We start from the raw sequence: 14152 nt of genomic DNA on the forward strand, positions 1-14152 counted from the left end.
CGGGATCCTGGCACCCCACCCAGGAATCCGGTACCCTGTCGCGCGCACGCGAACACCCCGCTATGTCACCGCCACACGCCCCCGATTACTCGGCTGCGCGCTCCGCGGCCATACGCCAGCGAATCGCCGCCTCAAGGAACCCGTCAATATCCCCGTCGAGGACCTTCTGCGGGTCGCCCACCTCATAGTTGGTACGCAGGTCCTTGACCATCTGGTACGGGTGCAGCACGTAATTGCGCATCTGGTTGCCCCACGACGCATTGCCGCCGGCGCCCAGCGCGTCCATTGCGGCGCGCTCTTCTTGACGCTTACGCTCAAGCAGCTTGGCCTGGAGCACGCGCAGCGCGGACGCCTTGTTCTGAATCTGAGACTTCTCGTTCTGGCAGGTCACCACGATGCCCGTAGGAAGGTGGGTCAAGCGCACCGCGGAGTCCGTCGTGTTCACGGACTGGCCGCCCGGGCCCGAGGAGCGGTAGACGTCCACGCGCAGGTCCGAATCCGGCACGTCGATATGGTCGGTCTGCTCCACGACGGGCAGGACTTCGACCTCAGCGAACGACGTCTGGCGGCGCGCCTGCGAATCGAAGGGCGAGATACGCACCAGGCGGTGCGTGCCCTGCTCGACCGAGAGCTGGCCGTACATGTACTCGCCGTGCACCACGAAGGTCGCGGACTTAATGCCCGCCTCTTCCGCATAGGAGATGTCGTAAACATCGACCTTGTGGCCGTGCTTATCCGCCCAACGCGTGTACATGCGCATGAGCATCTCTGCCCAATCGGCGGCATCGACGCCGCCAGCGCCGGAGCGGATATTAATAACAGCCTCACGGTCGTCGTAGTCGCCGGAGAGCATGGTCGTGACCTCCAGCGACTCAATGGCCGCCTGCAAGGAAGCAAGCTCCTCGTCTGCCACCGAGGCGTCGCCCTCTTCCTCCGCCAGTTCGTACATGACGGGCAGGTCGTCGAGCCGCCCGCGCAGCTCCCCCAAGCGCCGCAGCTTAGCCTGCGCCGCCGAGAGCTTGGTCGTCACCTGCTGCGCGTGCGCCGGGTCGTCCCACAACGAGGGGTCGCCCGCCGTAGCCTCGAGCTCACGCACGGTCTCGCGCAGCGTCTCAGGATCCATGACCTTCTCGATGGAGGTCAGGGTCGCGCTTAGCTGGTCAATCGTGGCGGAGGTCTCGGGTCGCATAGCGCCCCAGTTTAGCCCTCTAATTCGCATTGCCACGCATTAAGGGGGACAATGTGGACTTATGACTTCCCAGCCTTCTCTCGAAGAGATGACCGCGGCGCTCATCAAGACGTTTATCGTCGCGCACGCGGACGATTCTGACAATCATCTGGCCCAGGCACTCGTCTACAACGCGGGCCGCTGGGCCTGGCGCCTGCGCGAGCAGGGCGTAAGCGTCGACCAGAAGACCTCTGTCTCGGACGTCGTCACGGACGCGGACCGCTCGGCCGAAAAGTTCGTCTCCGAAATCCTCGCGACGGTCCGCCCGGAGGATGGCATTGTCGGTGAAGAGGGCGCCTCCCGCCCATCAACGTCAGGGCGCGTGTGGCACATCGATCCGGTCGACGGCACCTACAACTTTGCGTCGGGCTCTGATTATTGGTGCAGCGCCCTCTCGCTTTCCGATGCCACCGGGGTCATCCTCGGCGCCGTCCACCGCCCCGCCATGGGCTACACGTGGTGTGGCGGCCGCGACACCCCCACCACCCGCGACAACAAACCGGTGCACATGCAGACCGGGCTACCGAATCAGATTGCGCTGGCGACCTACCTGCACCCCACGTCCATGCAGGACCCGGACATCCGGGATGCGTGGCAGCGCGTGGCCTCGCGTTTCGCGTCGGTGCGCATGCTCGGCGCGGGTTCCATCGACTTGGCCTCCATCGCGGACGGCACGTGGGGCGCGTGGATGCAGCACTCCGTCGCGGACTGGGATTGGCTGCCCGGCAAGGCCTTAGTTGAAGGATCCGGCGGAGTTGCGCGTAAGGTATCCGCGGGCGGCGTGGAATGGTCCATCGCCGGCAATAAAGACGCAGTCGACGCAATCGAGGAGGCCCTCCGTGGGTAAGCACAAAGAAGACTTAGGTCTGGCCCTTGAACTGGCGGGTCGCGCGGATCAGCTCACCATGTCCCGCTTCGAGGCCGCTGACCTCAACGTGAAGTCCAAGCCGGACATGACGCCGGTCTCCGACGCAGACCTCGCCTGCGAGAAGCTCCTGCGCGCCGAGCTCGCCAAGGCCCGCCCCCAGGACGAGGTCCTCGGCGAGGAATTCGGCGGCGAGCAGATCATGTCCGGCCGCCAGTGGGTCATCGACCCCATCGACGGCACGAAGAACTACGTGCGCGGCGTGCCCGTGTGGGCCACGCTCATCGCGCTGCTCCAGGACGGTCAGCCCATCGTCGGCGTCGTCTCTGCCCCGGCTCTGCGCCGCCGCTGGTTCGCCTGCGAGGGCTCCGGCGCCTACCGCGTCTTTGGCGGCGAGAAGCGCCGCCTGCGCGTCTCCGGCGTGGACAAGATCGGCGACGCCTCCATCGCCATGTCCTCACTCTCCGGCTGGCTCGAGGCCGACCTGCGCGAGGAACTCATCGCCATGACCGATAACGCCTGGCGCCTGCGCGGCTACGGCGACTTCTGGAACTACTGCCTGCTCGCCGAAGGCGCCGTGGACATCGCCGTCGAACCCGAGGTTTCCCTCTGGGATCTCGCGGCCCCGTACCTCCTCGTCAAGGAGGCCGGCGGCACGTTCACCTCCCTCGACGGCGTGGACTCCCCCGCTGGTGGCTCCGCCGTGGCGACGAACGGCCACCTCCACGAGACCGTCATGGGTTACTTCCACGAGCAGTAGCCCGCCGCACCGCCAACCTGGCCGGATCGCCGAAGGGGCACCAGCATCCTGCTGGTGCCCCTCATGCGCGCGGGTTACGCGACCGTGAAGCCGGAGCCCACGCCGCCGCGGCGGTTCATGTCAGCGACGACGGCGTCGAGGTTCGTCGCCTCCGTGGGCGAGTGCAGCGCACCCTGCCACGGCGTGCGGCACGAGACCGGGCCGGTGCCGCCGGTGATGAGGCCGACCACGCGGCCGCGCTTGAACAGCGGCGCGCCGGAGTCGCCCACCATGGCGCAGACCTGGTTGACCTGGACCGGGCCGTTGTTGTTGAGCAACACCATGCCGCACGTGGTGCCGGTGGCCAGGCCGCGCTTGCACGCGACCTCGCCCGGCGCGACGGTGCCGCCCACGCCGTGCGCGGTGACCCCGTTGTAGGACGTGGAGACCTCCGCCTTGTCGTTGAACTCGATGACGGAGTAGTCCATGGACTCGTTTTTATCCACGACGGTGCCCGTGGGACCGACCTGCCAGGAGTCGGCAGAGCTGACCTGTTCGCCGACGTTGCCGCAGTGGCCGGCGGTAATGCCCACGGCGCGGCCAGCGGCGTCATGGCCGGCGACCGTGAGCGTGCACATCGTGTCCTGGCCGATGTAAATGGGCGTGCCCGGGCCGTAGAGCGAGTGGTCGCGGTTCATCGCGCGGTTGGACTCCTCCGGAATCCGCGGGGCGTCGTAGTACGAGCCCGGCACGCGGTGCAGCACGAAGTCCGCCTCGGGCTTCATCGCGGCGACCTTAGAGAACGTGTCGTTCTTCCACACGTAGTTGGGATCCACGGCGGCCGGACGGAACTCGGGCTGCGTGGCCTCCTCAATCTGCTGCAGGCCAATCGGGTTCGGATTGGTCAGCGGTTGGCCGCTTTCGTCAGCGCCACCGGCCGGGGCGGCGCCCACGGTCTCCGCGTACTGCGCGACCTGCGTCTCGGCCTGCGACTGCACGGCGGCCGCCTGCGTCTCGGCCTGGCGCTGGGCGGTGGAGACGTGCTCCTGGACCTCGGCGGGGGCATCGGCAAGCGCGGTGTCGACGGCGCTGTTGAATGCGGCGTTGAGGGAGGAGGCGGCATCGGAAAGCGCGGCGGCAGGGTCGGCCGTCGCGGCATTGGCTGCGGGGGCAGCAAAGAAGAACGCACCTGCGAAAGTCGCACCCACGAGGACTTTCTTAAGGCGCGAAACATGAAGCATAAAAAGGGCTCCTTTTCAGGTTGAGGATGAGGACGAACCGTCTCATCATGACACGCGCGCGGCGCAGAATTCCTATCGACGTAACGACTGTGTCCAAGCCGTTACCTGTTTTCCAGACTCCGGGTACCCCCGCGCACAAAGGTGCAGGTTAAGAGGTGAAACCCTGCCCCGGCGCCCACGTCTTGGTGAGTCCCAGGGACACACTCGCTGCGGGGTCCTCGACGTCGGAGACCCGGTAATAACGCATCTCTACGTCTTCGGCGGTGAGCCGGGCGACGGCGTAGCCGTGGGCGTCATAGTCGACGTGCTTGACCCAGGGGTTCGCGTCGCGGATGGCGGACTCGACAAGCTGCGAGGTCGAATTGTCTTCGGGATGGTAAATCCCGGTGTATTCGGTGAGGATTTCGTCCACGTTGGGCGCGGAAATGGACGTGGTGACCATCTCGCAGGCGACCTCCTTGTCACCGTAGAAGATGGAGTTCGCCCACTCGCTGTGGATGTCGCCGGTGATGAAGAAGGAGTTGCCCTCGCGCTCCGCGAGGAGCTTGAGGAGGCGGTCGCGGTCCGCGGTGAAACCGTCCCACTGGTCTGCGTTCATGGCAAAGCCGGTGGTCGTGCCCTTGGCGTTGCGCAGGGCCTCGTTGGCTTCGTCGTTGCCGGGGATGGTGAGGATGCGCATGGGGGCGATCATGACGGAGTTGCCCATGACCATCCACGTCGCCTCGGACAGGGAGATGGTGTCCTGGAGCCACGCGTACTGCTCACTGCCGAGCATGGTGCGCTCGGGGTTCGCGTAGTTCGCGGCGGTCGTCTCCGCGTCGCGGTAGCTACGCAGGTCCATCATGGTGAGCTCCATGAGCGTGCCAAAGCGAAGGCTGCGGTAGAGGTGGCCTTCCTCCGAAAGCTTGGGGCGACGCAGCGGCATCCACTCGTAATACGCCTGCAGCGCCTGGTTGTAGCGCCAGTCCCACTGGCCTTCGGCGTAGCCGTCGGTGTGGTTCTGCGCGCCCGTGTTAAACGCGTCGTTGGCGGACTCGTGGTCGTCCCACGTCACGACCCACGGAGCGGAGGCGTGTGCGGCCTGGAGGTTCGCGTCCGTGCGGTAGCGGCCGTAGCGCATGCGGTAGTCCTCGAGGGTGACGATTTCCCACGACGGATAGTGCGGACGGGCCACGCCAGATTTTCCGTGGTACTCCCCCGTGCCGTACTCATAGATATAGTCGCCGAGGAAGGCCACGAAGTCGAGCTCGCCCGCCTGGCCACGCTCCGCCATGTCGCGGTACGCCGAGAAGAAACCGGATTCCCAGTTCGCACACGAGGCCACGGCGAAGGTGAGCGACTCTGGGGTGGCGTTAAAGGAAGGAGCGGTCTTCGTGCGTCCCACGGGGGACTCGGCTCCGGAATGATCGCCGGAGGTCACCCGAAAGCGATAGAAATACTCCGTCCCCGGCTCCAGCCCAAAGGGCTCGACGTGGACCGTGTGGTCCTCCGCCACGGTCGCGGTCGCCGCACCGGACGCCACCAGCGAGCCAAACGAGCGGTCCTCAGAGACCTCCCACTCGACATCGACATCGGCGCCCAAGCCCGAGCCTGGCAGCGCGTCGCGGTCCGGCGTCACGCGCGTCCACAGCACCACGGAGTTCGGAAGGGGATCGCCCGAGGCCACGCCGTGGAGGAACGGCAAAGAAGAACCGGTGGATTGGTTATAAGCATCCAGGGGCGACAGACGGGTACCTTGCTGCGCGCCAGCCACACCGGCGGCCGCCGCGCCCAGCACGCCAGCCCCGAGCGCACCGTACTGCAACGCTTTTCGACGAGAGATGGAAGACATGAACAGAAACGCTAAGCAGCACCAACAGCCCCTTCAACCGCGAATACCCCCGAAGGTAGTTAATTGGAGAAACTGTTTTCATAGCATTAACTCCGCGTTCATGTGGGCGTGGTGAGCTAATCCGCATGTCTCAAAAGTCCCTTGCCGCCGTCGCGCTCGCCCTCGCTACCGCAACCTCCACGGTCGTGGTGCCCGCGCCAGCCACCGCCGCCTCCAACCCCATCTTCCGCACCCTCCTCCAACCCGGCGCGGATGAGACCCAAGCCATCGTCTCGTGGCGCACCAACGCCCACGGGGCTGCGGAGAAGCTCGAAGTCACCGGTCCCGACGGCACACAGACTTTCGACGCACAGGAGAAGAACGCCGGCGCACTGCTCTACAAGTCGAATTACGCCACAGCCACGGGGCTCAAGGAGAACACCACGTACTCCTACCGCGTGGGTTCCGACGAGGGCGGCTGGTCCGAGCCGCAGGACTACACCACCGGCAGCTTCGGCGAGGACTGGTCGTTTATCACCGTCACCGACGCCCAAATCGGCGTGGGCACGGACATCAAGGAACAGACCGCGCAGTGGCAAAACACCATCGGCAACGCCGTCGCAGACGTGCCCGACGCCGAAATGATCTGGTCCCTGGGAGACCAGGTCGAGGGCTGGGGCGCGCCCGTCGCTCAGTATGACGGCTACTTCTCCGCGCCCGAGATTCGCCGCGTGCCCACCAACGCGCTGCCCGGCAACCACGAGCTCTACGCCTCCCCGGCGGAGCTCAAGCACTACGACGAGCACTTCCTCAACCCCAACCAAGAAGAGGACATCCGCGACTTCTACTTCGAGCGCAACAACGTGCTCTTCATCGGCCTCGACACGAACGCTAGCTCCGAGAAGGACATCGCCCGCCACGAGGAGTTCCTGCGCAAGACCATCGCCGAGCGCGGCAAGTCCAACGACTGGGTCCTCGTGGGCATGCACCACTCCTTCTTCTCCCAGGGCACCCACTACACGGACGCGGACGTCACCCGCCTGCGCGAGCAGCTCGCCCCCGTCATGAGCGAGCTCGACGTCGACGCCGTCCTCGGCGGCCACGACCACATCTACACCCGCACGCACCTCATGAACGGCCTCACCCCGGTCGAGGCCGAGGCCAAGCGCGGCGACGTGCTCGAACCCAATGACGGCGAGGTTCTCTACCTCACCACGACCACCGCTGGCGGCGGCAAGTACTACGACTTCCAGGGCGAGGACGGCAAGAAGTACCCCAAGGCCCGCTTCGAGACCATCGATAAGTCCCTCCAGCATCCCTCCACCGCCCTGTGGCGTCAGGACTACACCGAGGATTATATGAAGGTCGACGTCACCGGCGACAAGCTCACCTTCACCACGTACAACGCCAACGACCCGTCGGTCGTCGACAAGGTCTCGCTCACCAACAACGACCGCGCCGAGCTTTCCGATGCCCCCTCCTCCCCTTCGTCCCCCACGTCCGCCCCGTCTTCGGCGCCGTCAGAGCCCGCGCCCTCCTCCGAGCCTGCTGAGCCGGCCCCGTCGTCTGCGCCGCACGAGCCGGTGGAGACGACCGTGACCACGACGGCTCAGGTCACCAAGGTCGTCACGTCGACCAAGGAAGGCCCGACCCCTGAGATCGTGACCTCGACGAAGGTCGAGCCCGTGCCGACAACCATCACGACGACCGTGACGCCAGCAGCCAAGCCCAGCGACGAGGTCGTGCCCGCCGAGGTCGACCCGAAGGCCGACACGTGCGACGGCTCAGGCAAGGGCTCGGCGCAGGGATCGAGCGAGAAGTGCGGCTCGTCGACGGGCGGCATCGTCGCGGCGGTCGTGGGCACGCTCGCAGCACTGCTCGCGGCGCTTGGCGTGGGCTACGCCGCCACGACCGTCCGAGAGGGCGACCGCGCACCGAGCTGGCTGCCCAAGCCGCTCCACGGCCTGTACAACCGCTTCTTCTAGCCATGCGTTAGCCACAACGCCCGAATAAGGACCGAAAAATCGAAGTTTTCGGTTCCTATTCGGGCGTTGTGGTCATTTCACGCCGAAGCTCCGCGCCTTGCTCGGTGCAGGGCGCGGGGTTAGGCCTCCGGAGCGACCTCCTCGAGCTGCGGCACGAGCTTGTCGAGCGCGAAGTTGGTCGCGTCGACGGCGCCCACAACCACATCTGAGTCGGCCTCGCCCAGGGGCTCTGCAGCCAGCGAGACGCAGAAGATTTCCATGCTGCCGCAGGCGCCGATAACGCCGCCAGGTGTGACGGTCGAGAACTTGGTCGCGCGCAGGCGGCACCCGCACCAGACGTGGCTGCAGCAGTGGTCGTCGTCGCATTCGGAGGCCGTCGAACACGCCATGGAGCTCACGCGCGAGCGCCCCGTGGATCCGCTCTCCGGCGGACAGCGCCAGCGCGTGTGGATCTCCATGGTGTTGGCGCAGGACACGGACATCATCTTCCTCGACGAGCCGACGACGTACCTTGACCTCGCGCACAGCGTGGACGTGCTCGAGCTCGTCGTGCCCCGGTAGCCCCCGCTTTCCGATGCCCCCTCCCCCGCAGCGTCGCCTGGGTTAGGATATGGGTCGTTTGAACACCCCGATTCCCGCCTTACCTTGTGTAGGGAGAAAGTGCCGTCGTGACCTCTGTAATTTCCTTGCTGGCTGAACAGCCCGTGTTGCTTGTCGCACTGCTCATCGGCATTGGGATGGCGTTGGGCAGCATCAAGGTCCGCAGCATCAGCCTGGGTGCGGCGGCGGTGCTCTTCCTCGCCATCGCGGTCTCGGCGGCGGGCGCGGCCTCCGGCGTGGAGATCGTCCTCCCGCCGGTACTCGGCACGCTGGGCCTTGTGCTCTTCGCGTTTGGCATTGGCAATAACTCGGGCGTGACGTTCTTCCAATCGCTGCGCAGCGCGGGTGGGCCCATCTGCGCGATGATCGGCGTCTTCCTCGCCGCGGCCGTCGTCGCCTGGGCCTTGGGGCGCTACGCCTTCGGGCTCGACGCTGCGACCATCGCGGGCACCTTTGCAGGCGCCATTACGAACACGCCGGCGCTGGCGGCGGCATCGGAAGCAACGGGCAACGGTGGTGCGGCGACGGTGGGCTATGCGGTGGCCTATCTCTTCGGGGTCATCGGCATGCTCGCGGCAACGACGCTCGTGCTGCGCAAGGCCGGTGAGGACGACGATACGACGAGCCCGGTCACGCTCGTGCACGTCCAGATCACGCGCGACGGCGGCGTCCCGGTGGGTGAGATACTCGAGACCGGTCACAACGAAGTGCAGGTCACGCGCCTGCGGCGGGTAAGCCAGAATGACATCATCATCCCGAAGTACTTTGACGTGCTCTATCCCGGCGACGTGGTAAGCATCGTCGGCTCGCCCGAATACCTCCACGTCGTCACCGAGGCCTTCGGCCGCGAGTCGCCACAGATTCTCAACGAGGACCGTCATGATTTGGACTTCCGACGCATTACGATTTCCCGTCATATCCATGCGGGCCAGACCATCGCGCAGCTCAACGACACCCTCGCGGACCGCTGGGGCGCGCGTATCTCGCGCATCCGTCGCGCCGACGAGGACCAGGTAGCCATCCCCGACTTCGTCGTCGAACTCGGCGACCGCGTTCGTGTCGTCGGCCCCGCGGACTCTTTGGAGGAAATCTCCGCGTTCCTCGGTGACTCCTCCAAGGGTCTCACTGACATCAATCCCATCTCGCTTGGCCTGGGCATGGCGGTCGGCGTGGGCCTGGGTGAGCTTTCCATCCCCATGCCCGGCGGCGGTTCGTTTAGCTTGGGCGCGGCCGCAGGCGTGCTCATCGTCGCGCTAATCATGGCGCGCGTGGGGCGCGTGGGTTCCTTGCCCACGGCACTTCCTCACTCCGCGAACACCGTGCTTGCCGAGTTCGGCCTCCTCATGTTCCTCGCCCAAGCCGGCACGAACGCCGGCGGCCAGATCGCCGGTGCTTTTACCGGCGGCGCGTGGTGGAAGATCCTGCTGCTCGGCGCGGCCGTCACGCTCACCGTCGCCGTAGGCGTCGTGCTACTCATGCGCCGCGTGCTCCACATGGGAGCCACGAAGACCTCCGGCGTGCTCGCCGGCGCGCAAACCCAGCCCGCCGTCCTCGCCTTCGCCAACACCCGCACGAATACCGACCCCCGCGTGTCCCTCGGCTATGCGCTCGTCTACCCCGCCGCGATGATTGCGAAGATTTTGGTGACGCATGGGTTGGCGGTGGTGGCATAGCGCTGTTACACAAGCATCCCCGGAACAAGCGAGAAAGAAGACATCAAGCAACTGCGCCATGAGAAGATATCCATCTCATGCCGGCTACCATGCGCGGTAACCCCACCCGAAACGGAGCATGTATGCCAGCAACCGTCGACCTTGAATCAGAGCGTCTAGCTGCTGTGCTGCGCAACGCGGATCCGGACGGATCGCGCGCACACGGGGCGCTCATGGCCACACGCGATTTCCTCTTCGCTAGGCATCGCCCCGGTGAGCGGCTCTTCGCCGTCGAGGAGGACAATTTCCTGGAAATTCTGGTTATTCATCTGCGTCGCAGGTTTGACGAAGTTCTCGATGACGGCAAGCACACGGAATGGTCACTGGGCGGGAGCGACGTAGACTACGCGCTGTGGCCTGCGAGCGCGGCGCCGCAAACTCATAACTCCTACGTCGTGTACCTTGACGCTGGGGTAGACGGCGTTGCGCTGGCATGGGGCATCGGGAAGCGCGCGGACACTATCTGTTGGGTCTAGCGGCATTCCACTTCCATACCGAGAACGAATGTGCGCGCCGAGCTTTCTAATACGAACACCCCTTCGAATGCCCACGCCCCATGTCGCGCCTCGCAATAATATGAAAGGGCACAGTGCGCGTGACGGCCTTTCCAGCCACGCTTCCCGCACACTCCCCTATTCCCTAGCTTCAAGGAGGCCCCTATGATTGGCGCAATTATTGGAGACATTGCAGGCAGCGACTACGAGTTCAACCCCGTGAGCACGTATGACTTCGAGCTCTTCCCGTCGGATTCCAGCTTTACGGACGACTCCATCCTCACGGTTGCCGTGGGTGCAGCATTGCTCGAGGCAGGCTCCGATGAGGCAGCGCTCGCCGAGGCGCTTATCGATGCCTTCCATCGTTACGGCGCAAAGTACCCCACGCCGAAAGGTGCCTATGGCGGTAGCTTCAGCGAGTGGCTGCGCTCCGGCAAGCGCGAGCCGTATAACTCGTGGGGCAACGGGTCCGCCATGCGCGTCTCCGCCGTCATCGATTATGCGCGGAGCCTCGAGGAAGCCGAGGACCTCGCACGCATCACTGCGTCCGTCACTCACAACCACGAGGAAGGCATCAAGGGCGCGCAGGCCACCGCGGCGGCCGGCTACCTTGCCCGCACCGGCTCACCAGCGGCAGAGATTCGCGAGTACATCTCGCGAGCCTACGGTTATGACCTCACCCGGACGTGCGCCAGTCTGCGCGCGGCCGGGTATGGCTTCGAAGATTCCTGCCAGAAGACCGTCCCCGAATCCCTTATCGCTTTCCTCGAGGCGGACGACTTCGAGTCCGCCATTCGCAACACGATTTACCTGCGCGGCGACGCAGACACCATGGGCGCTATCACCGGCGCGGTCGCGGAGCAGTTCTTCGAGGTGCCACAGCGCTTCGTCGACCACGCACGCGAGACGGTGCCGGAGGAGTTCCTCGAGGTCATCGACGCCATCGAGGCGCGCCGCTAACTGTCCATCGGATTCCCCAGAAAAGGCGTCTGCGCCACGCCACCGTTGATACCGGCACACACCGCTACGACATTCCACCCGACACCAACGAAGAAGCCACGAACCTCATCACCACAATCCTTGAAGACTGAGCCGAGAATCGCGGACTAAACCACATTGTGAAAGTCAGGCCAGAAAAAATACAGACAAATCACTGTGTTTTACACGTCGTCACTTAACGTATTGTCAGATTCGGTTGCTACAACTAGGAAATCGTTTTTATTAAGACGGTTATAGGGAGTACTTCTTACCAAAGAACACCTCCCGTTCAGTTGTAGCAAAGGAGAAATCTGGGGTGAATAAACCTTCACGAATTGTGGGGCTTGATATAGCGCGCTCACTCGCCATCATCGGCATGATCATTGTCCATATGGCCTCACTGCTTTGGAGCACAAAGATTGTGCTCTCCGGTCTGCCTTCATCATTGTTCGCCATCATTGCCGGCGCCACCATGATGATTATCGGGCGCAATTACAGCAGCACCACTTTCTTGCGCCTCATCACTCGCGGCGCTCTGATTATTCTCATCGGCCTGGCCTTGTTGCCGGTCGGTGGAGAAATTCAAGTAGTCCTCGTTGTCATGGGTCTGGTAATGATGTTGGTTTCCTGGATGCCAGCACTCGGAACCTGGTGGCGAGTCGGCTTCTTCATCGCCGCGACTATCGCCGCAACAATTAAGTACGCGCCCATGACGCTGCCACAGATTTATCCGCTACTGGCGTGGATCGCATATTTCATCGGCGGCATGCTGCTTTACGACGTCTACCTACGTGGTCGTCTGCAAGGCACTTCTACCTCCGAGACCAGCGCTAATACTCGGTTGAGTGGGATTGTTACCACTGTCAGCGTTGTCATCACAGCCGTCGGCATGTACTTCCGATTTGATCCCGAGATTGCTGGCTGGCTCCGTTTTACCGGCCACACCGGTGTCTTCGGCGAAATCATTCTCTCCGTCGCCGTTGCCGCTATTGTGCTGCATGTGTGCCTGTTCGTAGGCGACCGCTTTGCGACCGCGGTTTACCCGTTCGCGGCCATGGGAACAATGTCGCTGACCATTTACATCCTGCACGTTCTCACCGCGTTTTATTGGCAGCAGAATGTGGCTTTGCATTCCACGTTGTCCGCAGCAGGATTCATCGTATTCTTCCTCGTCATCGCAAGTCTCTGGAAGAAGTTTGTGGGACAGGGCCCTGCTGAAAAGCTCGTTGCCACCGCGATCAAGGCCATTGTTCCTTCTGGGAAAGGGAAATAACCGTGAAGAAAACATCTTTTTCCATCGCAGCACTTGTTAGCAGCACCCTGCTTCTATCTGCCGGCCCGGCTCTTGCATTGGAAAACGGCGAACCCGCACCTGCAAATGCTGAAAGCGGTTCTGTGGCCGAGCTAAGGATTGGCAAAATCGGAAATTTTGGTGACTGCACTGGAGCGCTGGTTGCAGATCAGTGGGTGCTCACAGCACGCCACTGCCTGGAGTCTGTGAACAACGAAGGAACCCAGGCCCGCATCGGCGGGAAGGTCTACGATGCCGATTCTTGGGCACTGTCTCCAGTGTCCGATGCAGGATTACTTCACTTGACCGAGAAGGTCACTGACGCAACTCCGGCGAAGGTTTCCCGCGATATCCCGGCACCTGGGCAGACGGGAACTCTTTACGGTTGGAGCAACAGCTCATCGATGGCCCGATCCGGACAGCTTCCGATGACCAAGATGGTCGTCAATGAGCTGCTGGGCGGAGGCCCCTCTGAAGGAACTCCAGGCGAGGCTGCGCCTGGTGAAGCTACTCCAGGTGAGGCTATTCCAGGCGGTGCCATGGAATCAATGGAAATGCAGCCAGATGCCGTCATGCCAGGTACAGCAATGCCAAATGCAGCTAAGCCAGACGCAGTTAAGCCAGATGATTCCCAAACCGAGTCGATCCCTGCTGGAACCGAAAGCATCCCTGCCGACGCTGCCATGATGCCGATGATCGAAAGCGCCATCCTGGACGCACATTCCGTATCTGGCGCAGGTATGCAGGGCGGCGACTCCGGCGGACCATTCTTCGTCGATGGAAAGCTCGCCGGGCTCGCTACCGCCCAAACTTCCAATGGCGATCCCGACCTGCCCTCCCCCAGTGCGGCAATCACTACCCTCGCAGGCACCGCCGACTGGATTGACGGTGTCACCTCTGGTCGCGACACAGAAAGCGTCCTAACCGCAGAGAACACTCCTGCTCCGCCAAAGACCATTCAGACCAGCGCCGATCACATGTGGGGTTACCTCGCCATCGCGTGCGTTGGCCTGGTTGTCGCAGCAGCCTGGTCGCGCATGAGGAAAGGCCGACAGTAGAACCGTCTAACCACAACCACAAGCCGTCTCCCCAGCAAGTACTGGGTAGGCGGCTTTTATCGGGCTCAAGGAACAAATGTGTGGGATCTGCGGCGTGTCGTCGTAAGGGACAATTTTCGGGTTAAGGGACAGAATGTGTGTCCGGATGTGC

Annotated in this window: 12 protein-coding genes and 1 pseudogene; 9 read left to right on the top strand and 4 right to left on the bottom strand. The window is 63.7% G+C overall.

What is annotated here, in order from left to right; all coding sequences use genetic code 11:
• Positions 1 to 85: 85 nt before the first annotated feature.
• Entirely contained in the window at positions 86 to 1189 is a 1104-nt protein-coding gene (prfB, locus tag HMPREF3227_RS00005; RefSeq protein WP_066484784.1) for a peptide chain release factor 2, read from the bottom strand.
• 61 nt (positions 1190 to 1250) lie between these two features.
• Here prfB and HMPREF3227_RS00010 point away from each other — a divergent pair, with 61 nt between their 5' ends.
• A complete protein-coding gene (locus HMPREF3227_RS00010; RefSeq protein ID WP_066484781.1) occupies positions 1251 to 2075 on the top strand; it encodes an inositol monophosphatase family protein in 825 nt (274 codons plus the stop codon).
• Positions 2068 to 2853, top strand: a complete 786-nt coding sequence (gene hisN, locus HMPREF3227_RS00015) for a histidinol-phosphatase (RefSeq protein ID WP_066509250.1) — start codon at positions 2068 to 2070, stop codon at positions 2851 to 2853. The genes HMPREF3227_RS00010 and hisN overlap by 8 nt, the downstream gene beginning before the upstream one ends.
• Before the next feature lie 74 nt (positions 2854 to 2927).
• Here hisN and HMPREF3227_RS00020 read toward each other — a convergent pair whose 3' ends face one another.
• The gene (locus tag HMPREF3227_RS00020) at positions 2928 to 4073 is read right to left on the bottom strand and encodes a S1 family peptidase (protein WP_066484773.1); all 1146 of its coding nucleotides are present in this window, start codon (positions 4071 to 4073) and stop codon (positions 2928 to 2930) included.
• A gap of 148 nt (positions 4074 to 4221) precedes the next feature.
• On the bottom strand, positions 4222 to 5904 hold the full coding sequence (locus HMPREF3227_RS00025) for an alkaline phosphatase D family protein (protein ID WP_066484770.1): 1683 nt from the start codon (positions 5902 to 5904) through the stop codon (positions 4222 to 4224).
• Between the two features lie 125 nt (positions 5905 to 6029).
• Here HMPREF3227_RS00025 and HMPREF3227_RS00030 point away from each other — a divergent pair, with 125 nt between their 5' ends.
• Positions 6030 to 7868, top strand: coding sequence for a purple acid phosphatase family protein (locus HMPREF3227_RS00030; protein ID WP_082750200.1), 1839 nt, complete (start codon positions 6030 to 6032; stop codon positions 7866 to 7868).
• 119 nt (positions 7869 to 7987) lie between these two features.
• Here HMPREF3227_RS00030 and HMPREF3227_RS13445 read toward each other — a convergent pair whose 3' ends face one another.
• Entirely contained in the window at positions 7988 to 8128 is a 141-nt protein-coding gene (locus HMPREF3227_RS13445) for a hypothetical protein (RefSeq protein WP_168164055.1), read from the bottom strand.
• Here HMPREF3227_RS13445 and HMPREF3227_RS00035 point away from each other — a divergent pair.
• The 6 genes and pseudogenes from HMPREF3227_RS00035 to HMPREF3227_RS00060 form a co-directional block, all read left to right on the top strand.
• A pseudogene (locus tag HMPREF3227_RS00035) lies at positions 8118 to 8417 on the top strand (ATP-binding cassette domain-containing protein); the annotation flags it as partial. The gene HMPREF3227_RS13445 and the pseudogene HMPREF3227_RS00035 overlap by 11 nt on opposite strands.
• 119 nt (positions 8418 to 8536) lie before the next feature.
• Positions 8537 to 10141, top strand: a complete 1605-nt coding sequence (locus HMPREF3227_RS00040) for an aspartate:alanine exchanger family transporter (protein WP_066484767.1) — start codon at positions 8537 to 8539, stop codon at positions 10139 to 10141.
• 122 nt (positions 10142 to 10263) lie between these two features.
• On the top strand, positions 10264 to 10656 hold the full coding sequence (locus HMPREF3227_RS00045) for a NaeI family type II restriction endonuclease (RefSeq protein ID WP_066509257.1): 393 nt from the start codon (positions 10264 to 10266) through the stop codon (positions 10654 to 10656).
• A 183-nt stretch (positions 10657 to 10839) separates the two neighbouring features.
• Complete coding sequence (locus HMPREF3227_RS00050; protein WP_066509264.1) at positions 10840 to 11634, top strand: ADP-ribosylglycohydrolase family protein; 795 nt, start codon at positions 10840 to 10842, stop codon at positions 11632 to 11634.
• 334 nt (positions 11635 to 11968) lie between these two features.
• On the top strand, positions 11969 to 12925 hold the full coding sequence (locus tag HMPREF3227_RS00055; RefSeq protein ID WP_066484747.1) for a DUF418 domain-containing protein: 957 nt from the start codon (positions 11969 to 11971) through the stop codon (positions 12923 to 12925).
• A 2-nt stretch (positions 12926 to 12927) separates the two neighbouring features.
• A complete protein-coding gene (locus HMPREF3227_RS00060) occupies positions 12928 to 14001 on the top strand; it encodes a trypsin-like serine protease (protein ID WP_066484744.1) in 1074 nt (357 codons plus the stop codon).
• Positions 14002 to 14152 lie beyond the last annotated feature (151 nt).

The organism is Corynebacterium sp. CMW7794 (genome assembly GCF_001563605.1).
Classification (GTDB): domain Bacteria; phylum Actinomycetota; class Actinomycetes; order Mycobacteriales; family Mycobacteriaceae; genus Corynebacterium; species Corynebacterium phoceense.

What these genes read in the sequence shown, in the direction of transcription:
- HMPREF3227_RS00025 (WP_066484770.1), bottom strand. Translation starts at nt 5,904, where the DNA reads ATGTCTTCCATCTCTCGTCGAAAAGCGTTGCAGTACGGTGCGCTCGGG.
- HMPREF3227_RS13445 (WP_168164055.1), bottom strand. Translation starts at nt 8,128, where the DNA reads ATGGAAATCTTCTGCGTCTCGCTGGCTGCAGAGCCCCTGGGCGAGGCC.
- HMPREF3227_RS00020 (WP_066484773.1), bottom strand. Translation starts at nt 4,073, where the DNA reads ATGCTTCATGTTTCGCGCCTTAAGAAAGTCCTCGTGGGTGCGACTTTC.
- HMPREF3227_RS00050 (WP_066509264.1), top strand. Translation starts at nt 10,840, where the DNA reads ATGATTGGCGCAATTATTGGAGACATTGCAGGCAGCGACTACGAGTTC.
- HMPREF3227_RS00010 (WP_066484781.1), top strand. Translation starts at nt 1,251, where the DNA reads ATGACTTCCCAGCCTTCTCTCGAAGAGATGACCGCGGCGCTCATCAAG.
- HMPREF3227_RS00045 (WP_066509257.1), top strand. Translation starts at nt 10,264, where the DNA reads ATGCCAGCAACCGTCGACCTTGAATCAGAGCGTCTAGCTGCTGTGCTG.
- HMPREF3227_RS00030 (WP_082750200.1), top strand. Translation starts at nt 6,030, where the DNA reads ATGTCTCAAAAGTCCCTTGCCGCCGTCGCGCTCGCCCTCGCTACCGCA.
- prfB (WP_066484784.1), bottom strand. Translation starts at nt 1,189, where the DNA reads ATGCGACCCGAGACCTCCGCCACGATTGACCAGCTAAGCGCGACCCTG.